The organism is Rhodohalobacter mucosus (assembly GCF_003150675.1).
Lineage (GTDB): Bacteria > Bacteroidota > Rhodothermia > Balneolales > Balneolaceae > Rhodohalobacter > Rhodohalobacter mucosus.
This window is the reverse complement of sequence record NZ_QGGB01000002.1, coordinates 201655-224079: the sequence shown is the minus strand read 5'-3', so window position 1 is coordinate 224079 and position 22425 is coordinate 201655. Positions and strand designations below refer to the sequence as shown.

The 22425-nt window shown below is 42.5% G+C and carries 18 protein-coding genes; all 18 read left to right on the top strand.

Annotated features, from left to right (window positions below):
- Positions 1-78: 78 nt before the first annotated feature.
- The 18 genes from DDZ15_RS02015 (at position 79) to DDZ15_RS01930 (ending at position 22289) form a co-directional block, all read left to right on the top strand.
- Positions 79-1044 carry a putative capsular polysaccharide synthesis family protein gene (locus tag DDZ15_RS02015; RefSeq protein ID WP_109644323.1) on the top strand — a complete coding sequence of 322 codons (966 nt, stop codon included), beginning with the start codon at positions 79-81 and terminating at the stop codon, positions 1042-1044.
- On the top strand, positions 996-2069 hold the full coding sequence (locus DDZ15_RS02010) for a glycosyltransferase family 2 protein (protein WP_199222852.1): 1074 nt from the start codon (positions 996-998) through the stop codon (positions 2067-2069). Before DDZ15_RS02015 ends, DDZ15_RS02010 begins: the two co-directional genes overlap by 49 nt.
- Before the next feature lie 27 nt (positions 2070-2096).
- Positions 2097-2984: a glycosyltransferase family 2 protein gene (locus tag DDZ15_RS02005; protein WP_109644321.1), complete on the top strand. Its 888-nt coding sequence runs from the start codon at positions 2097-2099 to the stop codon at positions 2982-2984.
- Between the two features lie 287 nt (positions 2985-3271).
- On the top strand, positions 3272-4399 hold the full coding sequence (locus DDZ15_RS02000; protein WP_146198484.1) for a glycosyltransferase: 1128 nt from the start codon (positions 3272-3274) through the stop codon (positions 4397-4399).
- Positions 4387-5646, top strand: coding sequence for an EpsG family protein (locus DDZ15_RS01995; protein ID WP_109644317.1), 1260 nt, complete (start codon positions 4387-4389; stop codon positions 5644-5646). The genes DDZ15_RS02000 and DDZ15_RS01995 overlap by 13 nt, the downstream gene beginning before the upstream one ends.
- 23 nt (positions 5647-5669) lie before the next feature.
- Entirely contained in the window at positions 5670-6812 is a 1143-nt protein-coding gene (locus DDZ15_RS01990) for a hypothetical protein (RefSeq protein ID WP_109644314.1), read from the top strand.
- Positions 6790-7812 (top strand): ATP-grasp domain-containing protein, encoded by a 1023-nt coding sequence (locus DDZ15_RS01985; RefSeq protein WP_109644312.1) that lies wholly within the window; start codon positions 6790-6792, stop codon positions 7810-7812. The genes DDZ15_RS01990 and DDZ15_RS01985 overlap by 23 nt, the downstream gene beginning before the upstream one ends.
- Positions 7813-8960: 1148 nt before the next feature.
- Positions 8961-10748 carry a T9SS type A sorting domain-containing protein gene (locus DDZ15_RS01980; RefSeq protein ID WP_158278594.1) on the top strand — a complete coding sequence of 596 codons (1788 nt, stop codon included), beginning with the start codon at positions 8961-8963 and terminating at the stop codon, positions 10746-10748.
- A 406-nt stretch (positions 10749-11154) separates the two neighbouring features.
- On the top strand, positions 11155-12300 hold the full coding sequence (locus tag DDZ15_RS01975; RefSeq protein ID WP_109644308.1) for a hypothetical protein: 1146 nt from the start codon (positions 11155-11157) through the stop codon (positions 12298-12300).
- A 217-nt stretch (positions 12301-12517) separates the two neighbouring features.
- Positions 12518-13672, top strand: coding sequence for a glycosyltransferase (locus DDZ15_RS01970; protein ID WP_109644306.1), 1155 nt, complete (start codon positions 12518-12520; stop codon positions 13670-13672).
- Between the two features lie 64 nt (positions 13673-13736).
- On the top strand, positions 13737-14816 hold the full coding sequence (locus DDZ15_RS01965) for a glycosyltransferase (RefSeq protein WP_109644304.1): 1080 nt from the start codon (positions 13737-13739) through the stop codon (positions 14814-14816).
- 6 nt (positions 14817-14822) lie between these two features.
- Positions 14823-16064, top strand: coding sequence for a glycosyltransferase (locus DDZ15_RS01960; protein WP_109644302.1), 1242 nt, complete (start codon positions 14823-14825; stop codon positions 16062-16064).
- Positions 16065-16126: 62 nt separating this feature from the next.
- Entirely contained in the window at positions 16127-17257 is a 1131-nt protein-coding gene (locus DDZ15_RS01955; protein ID WP_158278593.1) for a glycosyltransferase family 4 protein, read from the top strand.
- Between the two features lie 233 nt (positions 17258-17490).
- On the top strand, positions 17491-17916 hold the full coding sequence (locus DDZ15_RS17000) for an acyltransferase (RefSeq protein WP_278336118.1): 426 nt from the start codon (positions 17491-17493) through the stop codon (positions 17914-17916).
- A 97-nt stretch (positions 17917-18013) separates the two neighbouring features.
- Positions 18014-19183 carry a carboxylate--amine ligase gene (locus tag DDZ15_RS01945; RefSeq protein WP_109644296.1) on the top strand — a complete coding sequence of 390 codons (1170 nt, stop codon included), beginning with the start codon at positions 18014-18016 and terminating at the stop codon, positions 19181-19183.
- 98 nt (positions 19184-19281) lie between these two features.
- Positions 19282-19950 carry a hypothetical protein gene (locus DDZ15_RS01940; RefSeq protein ID WP_146198482.1) on the top strand — a complete coding sequence of 223 codons (669 nt, stop codon included), beginning with the start codon at positions 19282-19284 and terminating at the stop codon, positions 19948-19950.
- Between the two features lie 321 nt (positions 19951-20271).
- Positions 20272-21162, top strand: coding sequence for a polysaccharide deacetylase family protein (locus tag DDZ15_RS01935; protein WP_109644292.1), 891 nt, complete (start codon positions 20272-20274; stop codon positions 21160-21162).
- On the top strand, positions 21159-22289 hold the full coding sequence (locus DDZ15_RS01930; RefSeq protein ID WP_199222851.1) for a hypothetical protein: 1131 nt from the start codon (positions 21159-21161) through the stop codon (positions 22287-22289). Before DDZ15_RS01935 ends, DDZ15_RS01930 begins: the two co-directional genes overlap by 4 nt.
- The last annotated feature ends 136 nt before the right edge of the window (positions 22290-22425 follow it).

The window sequence follows — 22425 nt, the reverse complement described above, 5'->3', positions numbered from 1 at the left end:
ACAGAAGCAACGGTGGTGATGATCACTTCCAAATGGCATAGATTTAGTTAATTCTCAAAATATTTAATTATATAAGCTGTGGTACCCACAGGCATTCAACATACTCTCAGAAACCTTAAACGCAGCCATGCCCCGGTTGCGAGGCTCCTGAGGTATGCGGCATTGTACAAGAACCTGAAGCCGAACGCCATTATTGTCTATACCATGGGAAAGGTGGGCTCTACCACCGTATCAGGCCTTTTGCAGAATCACAAAAAAGACGCCTTTGTGTACGATGTACACTATTTGAACCCGGAAAATTTAAAGAAGGATCAGCAGTTTCATAGAAAACTGTATAAAAAGGCTGCGGAACAGAACATTCAGGTGAATATTTTGCCCGATTACATTTCAGACGGATACTTCCTGCGGCGGATGATGAAAAAAAAGGCCTGGAGCCGGGAGAGCCTCAGCGTGATCAGCCTGACAAGGGATCCAATGGCCAAGTATGTCTCTTCTTTTTTTCAGAACGCGGAACGGTTCTATGCGTATGATTTTCAGAAAGAACTGAGCCAAAACGGACCAGAAAAAATTGCGGAAGAGCTGAAGGATCTCTTTCTGAATCACTATCTGCATAAGAACGGGATTGATTATTTTGATTCCGATCCCCTGACGTGGTTTGATGAGGAGCTGAAGGCTATCTTTGACATCGATGTCTATGACTCGCCGTTTCCGCACGACAGGGGGTACGGCATGTATAGCAGTGATTATTGTGATGTGCTGGTGATGCGGCTCGAAGATCTTGACGATTGTTACCGAAGCGCAATACAGCAGCTGACCGGCGTGACCGTGCCCCGGTTGAAATCTGAGAACACAGCTTCAAAAAAAGTATATGGAGGAGTCTATCGGGCGTTTAAAAAGAATCTGAGGCTGCCGGAGGATATGCTTGACAGGGTATATGCGTCAAAATACGCGACTCATTTCTATACTCCGGATGAGATTACGGGTTTCAAAAAGCGATGGCAGCAGAAACGCAGCAGCGAAATGAAGAGAGAGACGGCGCTATGAAAAAGAACAATGAACCCTTTGTGAGCGTGCTCACTCCTGTTTACAACGGTGCAACGTACCTTCGGGAGTGTATCGAAAGCGTACTGGCGCAGGAGTATTCAAACTGGGAGTACGTGCTGGTGAACAACTGCAGCACCGACAATTCACTTGAGATCATAAAGGAGTATGCCGAACTGGATTCCAGGATACGTATTCATGACAACGGGGAGTTTTTGCAGCAGATGCAAAACCTGAATCATGCGTTTCGGCAGATTTCGCCCGACAGCATATACTGCAAGGTGCTGCATGCAGACGACTGGCTCTACCCGGAGTGCATTACCCGTATGGTGGAAGTGGCTGAAATGTACCCCACGGTAGGGATTGTCAGCTCTTACCGTCTGGACGATACGCGCGTGGGGTTAAACGGCCTGCCCTACCCGAGCCATTTCAATGACGGACGCGAGATCAGCAGGAGATACCTCCTGAACAATGAGTACTATTTCGGCGCGCCATCCAACCTGCTGCTGCGATCCGACCTGATACGGAAGCGGGGCCGGGTATACGACGAATCCTATCCGGAGTCGGATATTTCAGCCTGCCTCGATTTTTTGCAGGAGTCCGATTTCGGCTTTGTGCACCAGGTTCTCACCTTCACACGCCGGCATGAAGAGTCTCACACCCATACCCTTGCGAAACGGAACTATCACTTCATGATGGGATATCTGAAGATGTATCTGGAATACGGGCCTGTTTTTCTGTCTGAAAGAGAGCATAAGAAACAGATTGCACTTCAGACCTCCATTTTTCATAAACTGCTGGCCCGTGCACTATATGAAGGAAACGGTTTACAGACATACAAAAAATATGCCAGTGAGCTGGATGAAGTGGGGCTGAAAATCCGCAATGCAAGACTGGCGCTGTATGTGATCAGGGAACTTTTTGTCCGGCTTCTTGCTACCATGGGTGTAGAGATGATCAATGTGAAGCGCCGGAAAAAAGTTGGTAACCACGTGCAAATAGCGATCTCTGATGAGCTGGGAAGTTGAAAGCAGTTTTACCATGAGTATAGAAAAATGAATCAACCTGTTCGTTTCAGCGTCATCATCCCCACCTTCCGGGATACCGCAAGGCTTACAGCCTGTATGGAATCGGTATTGAAATGCGGTACGGAACAATCTTTTGAAGTGATTGTGGTGAACAATGCGCCAGAGCACCAGGCATCGGAGTTTCTCTTTGGTGACCCAAGAGTAAAGGTGCTACATGAACCGGCCCACGGTTCGTATATGGCAAGAAACAGGGGCGCTGAAGCGGCGAGAGGTACATACCTGGCCTTTACGGACTCCGACTGCATCGTGGATCCGGAGTGGCTGGCAGAGGCAGAAAAAGTGTTTCAGGGCCGTGACTGTGACCTGCTGGGAGGGCATGTGGAGCTGTTCAAGGTTCCCGGAGCAAACGGCTGGATCTACATCTATGAAAAAAACCACGCGTTCCGTCAGGACCTCACCGTGCCCAGGGGGCAGGGGGTTACGGCCAATTTGTTTGTCAGGAAAAAAGTATTTGATGAGCTGGGCGGATTTGACAAAAGCATGCTGTCGGGCGGGGACTGGGAATTTACATCCCGTGCAGTGAACAGGGGTTTCAGGTTGTGTTATGCGCCAGGAGTTAAAATCCGGCATCCGGCAAGAGAATCCTTTTCGTCATTCTTCAGGAAACAGAAGAGGCTGGCGGCCTGGGGGTATCAGAACGGAAAAATCAAGCATCACCATTCGGGATTGCGTATGCTGGGGAGCCATCTTCTCAACAACGGACGAAATATCTTTGTACAAACAGGGCAAACCGAAAAAAGCAGTGAAAAGCCCCTGATTTTTTTATTGGCGAGCGCCATTTATATCTATAAGACGGTTATACTTTCCGCAATAGTCGTTCACATTATTAATGCTGAAAAGGTGACCGCATACTAATCGTAACTGCTCAGAATTAGCTATTCCACGATCCGTGAACAGAAAAAAATGGCAGGTCACTTGCTCTCCTGATTTTTGCTATAAGTATGAGAGTATGTTTAGGTTCAATTAGATCGTTCATTTGTTATAAAAGGGGGCTCAATAAGGATAACTTAATAACAAGATTATCTGCATAAAAAAGGCCTGTGGTTGTTATAAAATTCAAATTTCAGAGTCGTGCTCAATGATTTTACCTTGGTATTTGATGATGATGACGATAAAAGCAGAGTATAAATAGAACCTAGTTATTGACGCGAGGCAAAAAATTGAAAATACTGATTGTAAGCAGCTCATTTTACCCGATGAACAGTCCGCGCTCATTCCGGACAACGCAGCTCGTTAGGGAGTTTGCCAGGCAGGGGCATGATGTTACCCTGTATACAAACAAGAGAGAGGATATTCATGACTCGTTTGAAAGCGAGTTTGGCGTTACGATAAAAAATTTGGGAAAGCGTAAATACCACGGCGTACAAACGGCCCATAAAAACAAAATGCTGAGGCTGTTCAAGCGCGCGGTAAGGCGCGGATTGAATCTGTTCTTTGAATATCCCGATATCGAGCTCATGTTCATGGTTAAAAACGCATTAAAAAGAGAGTCGGGGTATGACCTGATGATATCGGTGGCTGTGCCGCACCCGATACACTGGGGCGCCGCCCTTGCCAGAACTCCGGATCATTCCATTGCGGATGTGTGGGTTGCCGATTGCGGTGATCCCTATATGGGGCAAACACTAGATTCCTTTAACAAAATGTTTTATTTCAGCCGGTTTGAAAAGTCTTTTTGCAGAAAAGCTGAGTGGATCACCGTGCCCATTGAAGAGGCACGGGATGGATACTATCCGGAGTTCAGGGATAAAATCCGGGTTATTCCCCAGGGATTTGACTTCAATGAGGTGGATATCGACCATGAAGCATATCAAAAGAAGGTCATTCCAACCTTTGCCTATGCGGGAGGACTCATTCCGGGAGGAAGGGATCCTTCACTCTTTCTGGACTATCTGACTGGATTGGACCGTGACTATAAATTCATTCTCTATACAAAGAATATCGAGATGGTAAAGCCCTGGCTGGAAAAATCGGATGGAAAAATTGAGGTTCGGGATTACATTCCCAGGGCAGAACTATTGAATGTGTTAAGCGGTATGGACTTTCTGGTTAATTTTGAAAACCGGTCGTCACTGATGAGCCCCAGCAAACTGATTGATTATTACCTCACCGGCCGGCCTGTCCTGGACATTGGCAGTGAGGATATAAATAAGGATGTGGTTGATCAGTTTTTGAACGGAGATTACTCAAACGGGCATCGGTTCAGGGATATCGATCAGTACCGTATTGAGAATGTATGCAATAATTTTATCGAATTGTGCAACCGATAAGCAAAGACAATACCGGATACTACGCCGCACTGCTTTACCTGGCATGGCCGCTGCTGGCAATGGTATCCGCCTTCAAAAATTTCAGGGAACCCTGGGCGAAAAACGTATTTTGGGCCTTCTGCGCGTTTTACGGCTTCACATTTGCGATCAGTGCGGAATCTGCGGGAAGCGACATTGTAAGATACATTTCACGCCTCGAGATGATGCATGCAAGGGGGTTTAGCCTGGAGAGCACAATCAGCTATTTTGCGGAAAGCGGCGATATAGATGTGTTCAATACGGCCCTCACATTTTTGATATCCCTCTTTACGGATAGTCAGGCCATTTATACCATGGTGATCGGGCTCATCTTCGGTTTCTTCTTTTCCAGAAACGTGTGGTACGTCCTCGACCGGCTGGAGGGGAAGCTTCATATGATGACGGTTCTGCTGCTCGTCATATTTATGTTGGTGAATCCCATCTGGAACATTACCGGCGTGCGGATGTGGACAGCCGTTCATATCTTTATCTACGGGCTTCTGCCCTATCTTGTGGAGGGTAAAAAAAAGGGGCTGCTAATAGCGTCACTCTCCATTTTGGTTCACTTTTCGATGATCGTGCCGGTTATGGTGATGTTTGCTTATATGCTGGCAGGTAACAGGGTCACGATCTATTTTGGATTCTTTCTGCTCACGTTTTTCATCTCTGAAATTGACCTAGCCGCCTTTAACAACATCATTGAAAGCTATGCGCCGGAAATCCTGCAGGAGCGTACGGCCGGTTACAGGTCGGAGACCTATGTGGAAAATTTCCGTGAAGGTGAGATGCAGGCGGGGTTGAACTGGTATGTAGTCTGGTATGGCGCGGCGTTAAAATGGTCGGTCCTGATTTTTTTGGTGCTGATGTTTATTCGGAAGGGTGACCTGGCAAATAATAAGGGCTACCTGAATCTTTTTGCATTCACGCTTTTGGTATATGGCATCATGAACCTGTTCAGCTCACTGCCTTCCGGATCAAGATTTCTGGTAATCGCAAATTTGTGCGCCATATGCACTTTCTTATTATATATTCAGAATCTGGACCTTGAGTCAAGGATTCAGAAGCTTGTTTATCTGACGTTGCCTGCTCTTTTTCTCTTTGTACTAGTGTCATTGCGTATGGGCTTTTACTCATTGAGTGCTGCGGCGGTGATGGGCAATCCGATTGTGGCACTGTTCACGGCAGGTGAGAATATCTCTATGAATGATCTTCTGAGGATGATTATTTAGTAATTTGGTTTAAATACTTAACGATGAAGTCAGAATACCTTAACCGGGTGAAACGCTATCTGGTGAATATTCCCGGATGGCGCACTAACCGGAAAATTGTTGTTTTTGAATCGGATGACTGGGGAAGTATTCGGATGCCATCGAAAGATGTGTACCGGAAGTGTCTGGATGCAGGCTATAGGGTGGATCAGGCACCCTATGAGCGATATGATAGCCTTGCCAGTGAGGATGATTTGGAGCTGCTGTTCGACCTTTTGGCATCATTTAAAGATTATAAAGGCAACCATCCGGTGATTACGGCAAACGCTCTGGTTGCCAACCCGGATTTCCATAAGATCAGGGAATCAAATTTTGAGGAATATCACTATGAATTGATTACGGATACGTTTAAGCGATACCCAAACCACTCCAAATGTTTTGAACTATGGAAAGCTGGACTGGAAGCCGGGGTTTTTTATCCACAGTCCCATGGCCGGGAGCATTTGAATGTATCCATGTTTATGAAGGCGCTTCAGGAAGGAGATGAAGATGTACATTTTGGATTTGATCACGAAATGCCGGGCTCGATTCCAAAAAGCAGATTCAATGAAGGCAACAGATTTGTAGAATCGCTGCGCTATTTTGATGAAGAGGACAAACTACATAAACTGAAAATCGTAGAGGAAGGGCTAGCTCTGTTTGAAAAGTTATTTGGCTACAAATCTGAATCTTTTATACCGCCCAATTATATATGGAGTCCTGATTACGATCAAAGTATCAGTAAAAAGGGAGTGAATTTCTATCAGGGAAACCGGATAATGATAGAGCCAGATTTAAATAAATCTGTTAGATTGAGACGGCATTACTTAGGGGAACAAAATAGTTTTCGTCAAACTTATCTGGTTCGAAATGGATTGTTTGAGCCTTCAATCCAACATTATAATGTAGATGATTGGATTTCCAAGTGCCTAAATGATATTAAAACAGCATTTAGAATGAAGAAACCAGCGATCATTTGCACACATAGATTAAATTATGTGGGATTTATTGATAATAAAAACAGAGATGATACTCTTCGACTATTGAGTAGCTTGATTGACATAATAATTAAAAATTGGCCATCTGTTGAATTTTTTAACTCAGAACAACTTGGGCATCTGGTAAATGAAAATAGCAATTCAATATAAAGAAGGAGATTTTAGCATCGAATGGATCAATTACTGTAAATCGATTGGTATACCTTTCAAAGTAGTAGATGTCTACAAAAACCAAATTATTGATGAACTGAGGGATTGTGATGCATTCATGTGGCATTTCCATCACATGCGTCCGAAAGATCATATATTTGCCAAACAGTTACTTTACTCAGTAGAATCATGTGGCAAGACCGTTTTCCCAAATTTTCAGACAGCATGGCATTTTGACGATAAAATTGGGCAGAAATATCTTTTAGAGGGAATAGGAGCACCCTTGGTTCCAACGTATGTTTTTTACGATAAACAAGAAGCATATAGTTGGGTTGAAAAAGCTCATTATCCAAAAGTGTTTAAGTTACGGCGTGGTTCCGGTGGAAACCATGTCAGATTGGTTGATAATGAAAAAACAGCTAAAAGACTTGTCAATAAAGCATTTGGTAAAGGATTTAATCAGTATGATGCAGTATTGAATTTAAAAGAGCGTTGGCGTAGATATAGAGATGGAAAAACAACTCTATATAATGTTGGAAAAGGGGTTCTTAGGTTAGGCTACACCACTAAGTTCAGTAAAACTGCAGGTAAGGAGAGGGGTTATGTTTATTTTCAGGACTATATTCCGGGAAATAAGTACGATATGAGAATAAGTGTGGTAGCGGGGAGGTGTTTCGGATGTCTTCGTCCAAATCGGCCGGGGGATTTCAGGGCCTCAGGTAGTGGATTGGTAAGTTATGATCTTGAGAAAATACCGGAGAGCGTGATCAGAATAGCTCTTGAAGTAGCAAATCGATTAAAACTTCAATCTGTGGCTTTTGATTTTGTGATGGATGATAAACAACCATTCATTTTAGAAATGAGTTATGGATTTGGCGTGGACCCTGAAGATTTTGATTATGGCTACTGGAATTCTGAATTAGAATTCATTGAGGGTAAGTTTAATCCATTTGGCTGGATGGTTGATGATGTTCTTGTAAGAGCCAACAGTAACAAATAGTTTTTGTTAATGAATGCTTCAGGTAGAATCTCAATTCAATTAATTGTTGCCTGAAATTTTTACAGGCCACTATTCATTTTTTGGCCGCAATACGTCTCTGTCATTGATTTCAAGTTAAAAATCTGCTTTATATGTAGATTTATTGGAACTTTCTAATTTTTTGATAGTAGCAGTCACTTCCTGAACAAAATTACTTCTCTGTTTTTTCGGAATTCTGACTTTTAACAGAGATCAAGTTTTGTAACAAAAGTAAATTTGACCCTTCCTTTTCTACGGTCAAGACATAACCGTTGAACTTTTCTTAAAAATATAGCGGTGAAAATATTTTCTTGCTCTTAAATATTGATTACATGAGATTTACGCTACTTACCATCATATTGCTCACTGCAATTCCCATTAAATCACTGTCGCAAAATCAAAACAGTTCAGATGGAGACCGGATAGCGCTTGAAGCATTATACAGCGCTACCGGAGGGTCCAACTGGAATAACAATTCTGGCTGGTCAGCTTCCGGAATGCGTTTAGATCCTGCACCTTTCGGTGTTACAGTGGAATCTGTCGACGGAGAACTAAGGGTAGTTGAAATAGATTTAAGGAGCAATAATCTTGCTGGAACACTTCCGGAAGAGATTGGTAATTTAAGCAAACTGAGATACATCAATATCAAACATAATCGGTTTACAGGATCAATTCCAGGCTCAATAGGTAACTGGACTCTGATTGAGTATTTATATTTCTCCGGCCGATACCCGGGTGATATCAGCACAAACCCAAATAGAGACCATCATAATGGTTACAATGATGAATCTACAAACAAATTTAACGGAGTGTTTCCTGATGTTTGGGGGAATTGGAGTAATTTGATCGTTTTTGAGCTTCATGGAAGTCACATTACACAAATGTATTATCCAAGTATTTCTGCGTGTGAAAATCTGGGCTGGATTTTCTCTGCCTGGTCGTATGAATTGAATCAAGTTTTGCCTGAAGAGTTGTTCAACCTTCCTAATTTATATCAACTGCGAATAAACAGATCACAAATTATTGGCCCGCTTCCTGCGAATGTAAATTTACCAGAATTAAGGATCTATGACGTAGACAGAAATGAGAGTCTAGGGGGGGCTTTACCTGACTTATCAGGTAGCAAAAAAATGCAGCATTTTTCTGCAAGAAACGACCATACCGATGAATTTCCTGCCTACCTGTTTGATGGTAGTTTTAAAAATTTGCGTACTGTTTACCTTGCCTGGCAAAATATTTATGGAGCGTTGCCTGACTTTTCACCATCTGCTCAAAATATCAGTTTATTGGTATTAGATTTTGTAGGAAATAATCTTGGATTAGATGCAAATGGAAACCAATTGCCAGTCGGTGGTGGCGGTGATATTCCCTCATCTTTGTCACAACACTCCTCCATTATTATCGCGGATCTTAGATGGAACAGTTTTGTTGGTGAAATTCCGCAAACCGGTTGGGGAGAACATTTTCAAACAAGATTTTTAGGCTTTGCAAACAACAATCTAACGGGGCCCATACCTGATGTACTTCCAAACAGCCCCGACCTGCAATATCTCTATTTTGGCAATAATAATCTTTCCGGAACAATTTCAATGGATGGAGCCAAATATGGTGATTCATCAGCCTATCCCAGGTTTAAATACATAGATATAGCCGGCAATAAATTTCAAGAATCTGACTATAGTTCTCTGTTATCCGAATTGGGTAGTGACAAATTACGCGTCGGTCAACAAAATCCGGATGACGGTGGCTCTACTGATTCTCCGAGCGTACCACAGCTTAGTTCACCGTCAGATGGTGCAACAAACATATCCGTAACACCGGTTTTTGAATGGGGGGCGGTGGATGCTGACAGCTATCAGATTGAGGTGCAGAATTTAAGCACATCTTCCACGGTCATCAGCACCTCTGTCACCGGCACCACATTCACGCCATCCAATCCTCTCGCATACGGAACCTCCTACAGATGGAGAGTACGATCGGTCCGCAGAGGAGTCGCAAGTTCGTGGAGTACATATCTGGGTTTTACAACGGAAGAGGACCCCAACAATGGCGGAGGCGGAACGGCCACGCCGGATGCACCGGCACTCCGGTCTCCGACTGACGGTTCCATTGATGTAGCGCTTGCCCCCCAATTTTCATGGAGTTCCGTGGATGCGGACTATTACATCCTTCACGTGAGCGGATCAAATCCGTCGGAAATGGTGTTAGAGGAACAGGTGAATGATACATCTTTTACGCCAAGCGTTAACTTGTCAGAAGGGCGAAATCATCAGTGGCGCGTTCGGGGTGTGAAGGACGGGGTGGAAGGCACCTGGAGTCCCATCTGGTCATTTACGACCCTGGAGAATTCAGGCAATAACGGGAAGGGACCGCAGAAAATTACGCCAGCCAAGGATGAGAAGAATACGTCGAAAAAACAGAAATTTGAGTGGCAGAGCGTCGAAGGAGCGGATGCGTATGAGATTGAAGTAACGAGTGTGGAAGAGCAGCAGGTTGTGATTGATGAAATTGTAACGGATACAACGTACACTCCGGGGCAGGATTTTCAGCCGAATCACCGCTACGAGTGGCGTGTAAGAGCCATTATTAACGGACAGGCTGAGGAGTGGGGCGACTCCTGGGCGTTTACCACGGGGGACGATGTTCTGGCCACCAAGGTGGAGCTGGAACAGAACTATCCCAACCCGTTCAACCCAAGCACAAACATACGATTTGCGTTAACACAGCAGCAGGAAGTTAGTTTAAAAGTATACGATATGGCCGGACGCCTGGTAGCCACTCTGCTGAATGGTGAACTGCTGGGAGCCGGTCCGTACAGCGTCACGTTTGATGCGCAATCGATGGCCAGCGGCATCTACTTCTACCGCATCATTACCCCCAGAGAAGTGGTAACACGAAAGATGACCCTGATGAAATAAAAATGGATTATAAGGAAAGTACAAAATCGTGCGAAGGTGTTGTTTTGGAATCTTGCAGTGGCGCCTTTATCACGACAAAGCATTTCTTTGGTTAGGAATAGCACATAGCCGGGATGGCATTTTTCTTACCGTTAAGCAGGTTAGGTAAACTCAATCTCGATTCTCTGCTGTCACTCACTGTGCCGGACTTCATCATTAGATGGTACGATGTTTTTCCGTTCACAGGATACTAGTTACCCCACTCTGCGCCCCTTCGACTCATTGAATATTCCTTTATCTTATTGGAATAATCTTTTACGCCTATCTTGAATAAGCAGATTATAACAATAACTTCTTGCCGGAAATGCTATCGTTTCATCGAGCATCAAAGGAAGAGTATATTAAAGTTTAAACCACCGAAGACATTATGTTAAGAGATTTCAGTCGGATCCTTGCTATGCACGCAACCAACTATCGCGGGTGGCGTACGGATCGTAAAATAGTTGTGATTGAATCGGATGACTGGGGCAGCGCCTGTATGCCTTCGTTGGATGTCTTTCAAAGACTGGTTCAGAGGGGCATCCGGGTGGACCGGTGTCCCTATACGTCATTTGACGCCCTCGCATCTGAAGAGGACCTGGAAGATCTGTTCAGCGCATTAATGGAGTTCCGCGACAAAAACGGGTCGCACCCCGTTATCACGGCCAATGCGGTTATGATGAATCCGGATTTTGAAAAAATCCGGAGTTCCGGATTCATGGAGTATCACGGGGAACCATTTACGGAGACATTGAAAAAATATCCGAGGCACGATCGCTCTTTCAGTCTCTGGAAGCAGGGCATGTCGGATAAGCTATTTGCGCCGCAATTTCACGGGCGCGAACACCTGAATGTAAAAGCGTGGATGCAAGCAATGCAAAAGCGGGATTCAGTCGAGCGCGCCGTATTCAATGAAAATATGTTCTGGGCCGGCAGCGGAGAAGAACAAAAAGGGCATTTGAGTATTCGCGCAGCTTTTGATTTGAAAGATCTTTCGGACCTTGATACACACCGGGAGATACTTCGTGACGGCCTGACACAGTTTGAACATCTGTTTGGCTATAAGTCGGAGAGCTTTATCGCACCCAACTTTATCTATCACCCAGACCTGAACCAGCCTCTTGCAGAAAAAGGGGTGAGGTTACTTCAGGGCATGAAGTATCAACTGTTGCCTATCGAAGATCATGAAAAGAGAAAAATGGTGCGCCGCATCCAGGGCAAACAGAATGAGCTCGGACAGTTTGATCTTGTAAGGAACTGTGTTTTTGAGCCATCGCAGAAGGCGGATAATTACGACAATATCGGTACATGCATGAAAGGGATCTGGAACGCTTTTTTCTGGAAAAAACCGGCTATCATTACCGCACATCGCCTCAATTTTATCGGGTATATTCATCCCGGCAACAGGGAAAAAAACCTTGCCCTTTTCCGTGCGCTATTGAAAAAAATGCTGAAAAGGTGGCCGGATATTGAATTTATGACCAGCCGGGAACTGGGTACGCTGATGAGTAATTCCGGCAATAAATCGAAATAGGGCTATTTCATGGATGTTAAGAGTATTGGCAGGATAGGTATAACATGCCAAACCAGATATGGTTCGAAAATTGCTGCAAGGGAAGGTTGGATGATATTAATTTGCAGATCAGCAGGAAATGCAGATTTTAGAATACTTCGATATTGAACACAAGAGAATGGTACAGGGGCCGGTTCCGTGAGCCAACCTCGACCTATTTGCACAAGAAACACTTGTAATGACTGAGAAGAGAAAAATTCTGTTCCTGATGCCCTCTCTGAGAGGCGGCGGGGCCGAACGAACGCTGATTAACCTGTTGCATAAAATTGATCAGGATCTCTATGAGATCGATCTCCTGGTAGTGTTGAAAGACGGGCCGTATGTAGATAAAATTCCTGATCACGTAGAGGTCAACTATCTTTTCAAGAGCCGTTTCTTGGCCCGGTTTTTAGGCTACCTTCACAGGATGTATGGCTTAAGCTGGTTTTTCAGAAACAGGATGATGGCTTTAGACACAGAGTACGATGTGGGGATCTCTTTTCTGGACAGCCACTACACAGACCTCCTCTTCCATATGAAGAACCTCAAGAGGCGTGTTGCTTTTGTTCACAGCTCCTATCTGTCACACAGCGATTATGAGAAGTTCAGTTCTAATGATAACCTGAGAAAAAAAGCAGATCTCAATCGTTACTCAAGGCTGGATGGCATCTATTTTGTTTCGCATGACTCGATGGCCGACTTTGTTGAGCTGTTTGGAGAAGGACCCAATATGGGGGTGGTCTACAACATTATTGACAGGGAAGCGGTTCTGCAAAAAGCCAGGAATGAAAGCGGTACTGCCATAAAAGACGATTTATTCAGTTTTTCGGCCGTTGGAAGCTTGCTGCCTGTGAAAGGATTCGACCGGCTTATCCGTGCTTCAAGGATCGCCAGGGATAAAGGATATGAGTTTAACGTGCATATAGCCGGTGCGGGGCCTGAGGAGGGCGTTTTAAAAAATATGATCAAAGAGTTTGGATTGGAGAATACAATTATACTGCATGGATTTGTAAATAATCCTTACCCTCTGATGAAAAGCAGCGATGTGTTTGTAATGAGTTCACTTTCGGAAGCTCTCCCCACTGTGCTATGCGAGGCGATGATCCTTGGCGTACCCAGCCTGGTGACCAACTGCTCAGGATGCCGAGGTCTTGTGGAAGACGGTGAGTATGGAATGGCGGCGGAACAGGATGACCACGATTTCGCCAAAAAGATGATGTTGTATATGGACAAACCGGAACTATTGGAACATTACAGTAAAAAGTCACTGGAAAGGGCCATGCTTTTTGATGATGATCGCATTTTGAAGAAATACTACAACATATTTGAAGGAAAGGAGCCCAATCCGGCATAACAGTTATTCTGTTGGATCTTACAATTCATAATAGTGATCACCTGTATTCAAATAGCCCGATAAAATGGAAAAAATTTGCCTGGTCATACATTCGCTGGGGAGGGGAGGGATGGAGCGCGTAATGTCGCTTCTGGCAGAAAATTTTTCGCTTAAGAAGGGTTTACAGGTTGAATTAATTTTGATAGGAATGAACCGCAGCGTTGATTACGATATTCCCAGGGCAGTAAATATTCATCGGCCGACTTTTGAATTTAATAACTCCAGGCGCTGGATCGATACCGTTCGTACGATGGCTTTCTTGCGAAAAAAAATCAAGGAAATTGGCCCGGACAGGGTATTGAGTTTTGGGGAGTACTGGAACAGCCTGGTATTGTTGTCAACCTATGGAACCGGATACCCGGTGTATGTATCGGACCGCTGCAAGCCGGATAAATCGCTTGGAAGAGTGCACAACCGGCTGCGGAAACTTCTCTATCCCGGTGCTGCCGGCATCATAGCCCAAACAGATTACGCAAAAGATTTTTATCAAAGAGAGATTGATCATAAAAACATACAAGTAATAGGAAATCCTATCCGTGAAATAAAAGAACCTGAAAAGGGTACGGAAAAGGAGAATGTCATTTTAACGGTAGGCCGTCTGATTCAGACGAAACATCATGACCGGTTAATCCGCATTTTTAAAAAGATGGGCCTCAATGACTGGAAGCTGGTGATCGTCGGTGGCAATGCGATCAAGCAGGACGGAATGAGCAGGCTCAAAGAGCTGGTTCATGAGCTGGATATGGATGAAAAGGTAGTTCTGACAGGTGAGGTGGAAGATGTGGATCAATACTACAGGAAAAGCAAATTATTTGCCTTTACATCCAGCTCCGAGGGATTTCCGAATGTAATCGGGGAGGCGATGTCGGCGGGGCTTCCTGTGGTGGCCTACGACTGCATTGCAGGACCTTCAGATTTGATTGAAGACGGAATGAACGGTTTTTTGATTCCGCTTTTTGATGATGAGCAATACAAGGAAAAATTGATGATGTTGGTTGAGAACGAAGATTTGCGTAAAAGGATGGGGGAGCAATCTGCCAAATTGGTTAAAAAGTATTCATCCGATTTCATTTGTGATGTGTTTTACTCATTTATTAATGACTAATAGAATATGAGAGTAGTTCAGATAAATAGTGCACTGAATACAACGAGTACCGGCAGAATTACTGAAGCAATTGGTAAAAGCGTGTTAGCCGATGGCCATGAGAGCTATGTGGCCTGCAAACGGGTGGGGCCAAACGGGAGCAGCTCCGAAATTATCCCTGTAGGGAATAAACTGGATGTGTACATGCACGGCCTCAAAACGAGACTGCTGGATCGCCATGGGTTCGGTTCAAGAAAGGCTACCCTGGAATTGGTTGGCAGGGTCCGGGAGATTGACCCCGACGTGATCGGGCTGCATAATCTGCACGGCTACTATCTGAATGTAGAGGTACTTTTCACCTATCTGAAAGAAGTGCAGAAACCGCTGGTATGGACGTTCCACGACTGCTGGCCATTTACGGGCCACTGCAGCTACTTTGACCGTGTTGACTGTACAAAATGGAAGTCGGAATGCCGAAGCTGCCCCATGACGCGATACTACCCGGCCAGCTACGGTTTGGATCAGTCGAACAGAAATTTTCACCAGAAAAAGGAGTTGTTTACCGGATTGGACAATATGACCATCGTCACTCCATCGTACTGGTTGAAAGGCCTGGTAAATGAATCTTTTTTAAAAGAGTACCCAGTCGAGGTAATTCATAACGGAATCGATTTGGAAACCTTTAGCCCGGGCACGCATCATTTACCGGATGCAATCCGCAATATCGATAAAAAAATAATTCTGGGTGTTGCAAGTGTTTGGGATGACCGAAAGGGGTTGTCGGATTTTATCAAGCTCTCTGAAATGGTGTCTGATGATTACCAAATCGTATTGGTTGGCCTGAATGAGAAACAGCTGAGTAATTTGCCGAAGAGGGTTATGGCCATTGCCAAAACAGAAAATGTGCATGAATTGGCATCAATTTATAGCGCGGCAGAGGTTTTCGTGAATCCAACCTACTCGGACAATTTTCCTACCACAAACCTGGAAGCATTGGCATGTGGTACGCCTGTAGTAACATATGATACAGGAGGAAGTCCGGAAGCCGTGAGTCGTGAAACAGGAAAAATTGTTCCAAAACCGCAAGTTGAAGCACTATTAGATGAAATATTGGAAGTGGATACCTGGGACAAGGAAAGTGTTAAAAAGAATTGCAGAAATCGTGCAGAAGCGCTATTTGACAAAAATCAACGATTTAAGGATTATCTAAATCTTTTTAAAAAAATTGACGAAAAAAATTATAAGTATCATATCAAAATGAGTACATGAAGGTATTGTTTATAACCATTGCCTGGCCAGAGCCGGGGAATCAAAATTTATATAGTGATCTGATGAATGAATTTGCAGATAATGGGCATCAGGTTACGGTATTGGCCAGTCGGCCAAGACGTGTAAAAAAACCTACAACGTTTACAACAGAAAACAATTTAAAAATATGCCGGGTTAAAACAGGTAACATAAGTAAAAGCAACCCTTTAGAAAAAATGCTTTCTCTTTTTTTCTTAAACAGGCAGTTTGAAAAGGCTTTGAACAAATATCTTGCAAATGAGAATTATGATTTAATCATTTTTAATACTCCGCCTATAACTCTCAGTCCTTTTATTGAAAAGTTAAAGGATAAATACGGGTGCAAGTTCTACTTGCTTTTAAAAGACATTTGGCCTTATGGATTTGTCGATTTTGACCTTATCAGGAAAAACGGACTGATTTATAACTACTTTAGAAAACACGAGAAAAGATTGTATAGAGTAGCTGACCGTATTGGGTGTATGTCACCATTGGGAATTGATTTTGTGCTGTCCAAAAACCCTGAATTAGACCCGGAAAAGTTGGAAGTGTGTCCTAATGCAATTAGGGTTAAAGACGTTAATAGTACAAAGGAATTGGATATCAGAAAGAAGTATAAAATTCCAGAGGATGCAACGATTTATATATACAGTGGAAATATAAGCTTGGGACATGGTATTGAATTCCTCGGTGAAACCATTACGGACTTGAAAGGATATAAAAAAGCGTTCTTCCTTATTGGAGGTTCCGGATTATATTTTGAGAAAATTCGAAGCCAACTGAAGAAAAGTTCAGTGAGTAATGCATTAGTCTATGATTATCTCCCTAAGGAAGATTTTGAAAACCTCCTGTCAATTTGTGATGTCGGCTTAATTCTGCTAAGCAGTAAGTATAACTATCCGCAGTTCCCATCCCGTCTTCTATCTTATCTTCATAATAGGATGGCGGTGTTATGTGCTGTAAATACAAGTACCGACATAGGTCAGATTGTAGAGGAAAACCAGGCTGGATTGAGTGTGACTCATGGAGATCGAAAAAGATTTATTGAAGCAATTAAGAGTATGAGTGAAAATACTCAAATGCTGAAAGAGATGAAGGATAATTCATTTCATTTGCTGAATGAAAAGTATACCACTGATATAGCTTACAGAACTATTCTGAATTCGATAAAATAGAAGACGTTAATATCCATGAATCAGGATGAAGAATTGGGATAAAACTGCAATTAAAAGAAGGTTAAAGGTGATATTGTATTCCGATAGTAAAAATCAATTAACAGTTAAAAGCAAAGGGGTATGCAATGAGTCAAAAGATAAAGTATCTGTTATATCTTATATGGTACACAATAAGCCTTCAGGGGTTGTTCTATCTTGTTAAGATGTATGCATACTACATGATTAACTATTATATGGGCCAGAAAGTAGCAGTGAAAGGTAAAAATGCGAAAATACATCCAACAGTTATTATCAGATCACCCAAAAGAGTACGTATTGGCGACAACTGCTTTTTTAATCACAATACAATTTTAAATGGTGGAAAGCATAAGGCAATTTTAAGTATCGGGGATCATGTGCAGACCGGCCCGAATGTTTGTATATATGCCTATAATCATAAATTTGACAAGATGGATATCACATTCGATAAGCAAGGGTATACTGATTCCGATGTGACTATTGGAGATGATGTTTGGATTGGGGCGAACACAACTGTATTGCCGGGAGTAACTATAGGGAAAGGGTGTATTGTTGGCGCTGGTTCAGTGGTTACAAAAGATTTACCGGCGTATTCCATTTGTGTAGGCAATCCGGCAAAACCAATTAAGTACAGGAAGTAATGCTATTAAATAGAGATGACTTGATATTAATAATAGTTGATAAACTAAATAGCCAGATTAAAATATGGTTGAATATCAATATATCGGTGAACAATAAGTGAAAGTTTTAGTTCTGGATCCGGGAAGGCAGGCATTGCCATTTTTAAAGTCTTTGACAAAAAAAGGTCATGATGTGATCATGATTTGTTTTAACAGGTTCAGCCTTACCTATTATTCTCGTTATCCATCGCAAAAAATATTTTGGCCCAACTACAACGTATACCAGGATAAGTTTTTAGAGTGTTTGCTTGATTATATAAAACATAACCAAGTTGATGTGACTTTAGCGTTAGGCGATGTCACCGCTGAAATTTTAAGCAAAAATAAATCTGAGATAAGCAAATACACCAAAATTACAAGCCCTGATTATGAGACCTATGATCAGACTACGGACAAGTTAAAACTGATGCAGTTCTGCATGCAGCATAAAATTCCCTGTCCCAAAACGTATGAACTGTCTGATTCATCGGATCTGAATGTAGTCTCTGAACATTTAACATTTCCTGTGATTGTCAAACCTCGTAAAGGAATCGGGGCAATTGGAGTTACAAAGGTCTCAAGCCTGGAAGAGCTCAAAGTGAAATTAACTTCAATGCGGAAAGACTTTGGTGAGTTGTTAATTCAGGAATACATCCCCTTTGAGCAAAGTGAGCAGTACCAGGCTGAATTTTTTCTGAATGGTAATCAGGAAATCTGCGCAGGAGTAATTATTTCAAAACCAAGGTTTTTCCCCGTTTACGGAGGCACTAGCACGGCAAATTTGTCAATTAAAAATGATGAAATATTTTCGGTTGGAAAGGAATTGCTTCAAAAATTAAAATGGCAGGGCGCGGCTGATATTGATTTTATCCTGGATAAGAGAACCGGCGAACCAAAAGTAATTGAAGTTAACCCAAGGGTAACAGCTGGTATAAAAATTGCGTTTAAGGCAGGTGTGGATTTTGCAGACTTACACATGAAACTTGCGAAGAATCAAATAATTGAGAGGGTGCAGGATTACACGGTCGGTATATACTGCAGGAACTTAATTTTGGATTTGCTATGGTGGTTTTTTTCCACAAAAAAAATGAAAAAAGAGACAAAACCTTCATTCTATAAATTCTTTGGGAAAGATGTATGTTATCAAGCTTTTAGTCTCGACGACCCATTTACAGGATTAGGTTTTATATTAAATATGATATATAAATACTCAAATATAAAAGAAATAAAAAAGAAAATCTTTACCTGAATTATACTGTTTTTTATTCTTGAAATAAACATCAAAAAAATGAAAAATTTAAGTGATAATAGTGCCAATCAGGTTGTTCATTTGTGCTGGACCGGAGGGTGGGATTCTACATTTCGTTTATTGAAAAAAAAAATGTACAAACTCATTATTTGATAAGACCGCAAGAATGTACTGATAAAGAAATAGATACAATTATTAAAATTCAGGAAAAAATATGGGTTAATCATCCAGAGGCCAAAAAGATTTTACGGCCAGTAAAATTTATGAATATTAATCATGTGCGCGCTGATAGTGAAATCACCAATGAATATGAACGAATAAAGTCTAAACAGTTTATTAGTGTTCAGTATGAGATGCTCGCGCGATATAGTAAGCATGAAGGCTTGGGTTCAGTAGAAGTGGGTCACCTGAATCAAGCAACAGAAATCTTTAATACGAGTCCGGTATTTTTGAAATATTTGGATCTTCCGGTTCTCGGTCTGGAAAAATTAGATATGGCAAAAATATCTGAAGAGCATGGATGGATTGGATACATGAAAATGACAAATTTTTGTAGAAGACTTCGAAAAGGAAAGCCATGTGGTATTTGTGGTCCATGTACAGACGCGGTTATTGCCGGATTAGGTTGGAGGTTACCGCTTAGCAGAAGGATCATTGCAAATATTCAACTTCCATTTCGTAAATGGTGGCGCAATAATTATGACAAGCAATCATCTGGACTATTTAAAAAGTTTAGAGAGTTTATTTATAGGAAAGATATGGTTTAACTAAAATTTATTACTCAAAGTATTATAGTATGCAATATTATTAATAATAAATTATATTATTTCCATATAGAACATTTTAAAATAGATTATTATATTAATAGAAATATTTATAAAAGTAAATTATTTTCTCGGAGAATATTACATAATAGTGCTGGGTAATTAATCTTGCGATCATTACAAATAACTCTTCCGCAGATAATTAAAATTAGATAGATTATATTTGAAAAAATAAATGATTTAAAGATATTCTAATAACTATATAAAGAATTAAGTATTAGTCATTTATTTAATTTAAACAGAATCTACAAAAGTTGCTATTGTATGACTGAGCAGAAAATTGTTTGTTTTACCTTGGATGTCGAGGATGGTGTTAGCATTGCCATGCGAGATATATTCGGGAAAAACACAGAGCAAACGGATCGAGTGGTCACATATACTAAACAAATAATTGAGTTACTGGGCAAACACGGAGTTACTGGAACTTTTTTTGTGCTAGGCGAAGTGGCAAAAAAGTTTCCAGACCTTTTAAAAGCCATAGCTAAAGCCGATCATGAAATCGGTGTGCACGGTTATCACCATTTGCAATTCTTTAGGATGACCCCAGATGAAGCATTTCAAGAGCTGACAAGTGCAAAAAAACTGATTGAGGATTTAACCGGGAGTGAGGTGGCCGGCCATAGGGCGCCTGCGTTCTCCATTACACCCGAAACTGAATGGGGCCTTGATGTAATAGCAAAGGCGGGATTCATATATGATAGCAGTATCATGCCGGTTCGGGGCAGGCGATATGGGTGGCCAGGCTTCTCAAAAGACATCACAACTATCCCTACAGGCTATGGAAATTTAATTGAAGTGCCCATGTCGGTCGGTTCTGTATTTGGAAAAGAAATGCCCGTATGCGGAGGCGGGTATTTGCGTCTTTTCCCCTACCGTTTTACGAGAAGAATGATAGAGCAGATCCTCCAGAAGCGTCCAGCCGTGGTTTACATGCATCCCTACGAGCTGGATACGGAACCGTATCCCGATTACTATTTTGAGGAGCTCCGGAAAACTGATTTGTTGACGCAATTGAGGATGCGTTCTATGTGGATAAACAGGAAAACCATTTTTTCAAAGCTGGATGATCTGCTTACTCAGAGTAACTTTGTACCAATGATCCATCTGGTAAATGAGTATATAGCCGGTGTTGAAACTGAAGGATCAACGGTATGAGCATTAAACAGAGTTTTTCTTCAAACCTGAAAAATATTCCGGGATGGCGTACCCGCCGAAGAATCATTGTATTTGCAGTGGATGATTACGGTAACGTAAGAATCGACTCAAAAGATGCCAGGAAACGCATTCTGAAGGCCGGGGTTCAACTAAATGGCCGTTTCGATGCCTTTGATTCGCTTGAAACCAGGCAGGATCTTGAAATGCTCTATGACGTGCTCGGTTCTGTGAAGGATAAGAATGGAAGACATGCCGTATTTACAAGCTATGCCGTTCCCTGTAATCTGGACTTCGAAAAAATTGCGGAATCCGGATACAGTGAGTTTTATAATGAGTCTTTGACTGTAACATTCGACAAGCTCTCCGAGCTTCAGCCCGAAGCCTACAACGGAGCCTGGAAACTATGGCAGCAGGGTATGTACGAGGGCTTCATGGTGCCCCAGTTTCACGGTCGCGAACATCTTAATCTGAAAGTGTTCAGGGAGTTGCTTGAAAAGAAGGATCCAAAGGTGCTCATACCGCTAAAAAATCGCTCCTACTCGGGATTCAGCGGTAGCGGATACAGCACCATTTCTAATACGGCGGCATTTGATTTCTGGGAGTTCGATGAAAATAAGCAGTTCGGTGAAATCATCAGGGAGGGTACCCGAGAATTTGAGGAGGTATTCGGTTATAGTGCAGTCAACTTTACGCCACCGGCATATAATATTCACTCATCTCACGAGAAAGTATTGAAGGAGTGCGGTATTCGGTATATCGATACGGCACTATTAAAAAAAGAACATCTGGGGCTTGGAAAGTACCGAAGGGTATTTAACTACACAGGAAAAAGAAGTAAGGCCGATCAAATTTTTTTGGTCAGAAATGTGGTTTTTGAACCGACTGAACAGCGCAATATTGATTGGGTTTCGACAACCATGAGTCAGATTGAAGCCGCATTTCGCTGGAACCGTCCGGCAATTATCAGCTCGCACAGGGTTAATTTTTGCGGACATATCGATCCTGACAACAGGGAAAAGGGGTTGCGAGCTCTTCGAGAACTCCTGCATCGAATTACAGAGAGATGGCCTGATGCGGAGTTCGTGGCGGCCAATGAGCTGGGAGATGCCATACGTGAGGGTAAATAGAGCAACATAATCATGTACGAAACACTAGAAAACCAACTGAAGTAGTTTGGAACGGAAATATGAGTATAAAGACCATTATCTACATAGCTGGTGAAGGCCACTCGGGTTCTACACTGCTGGATATTATTTTGGGTAG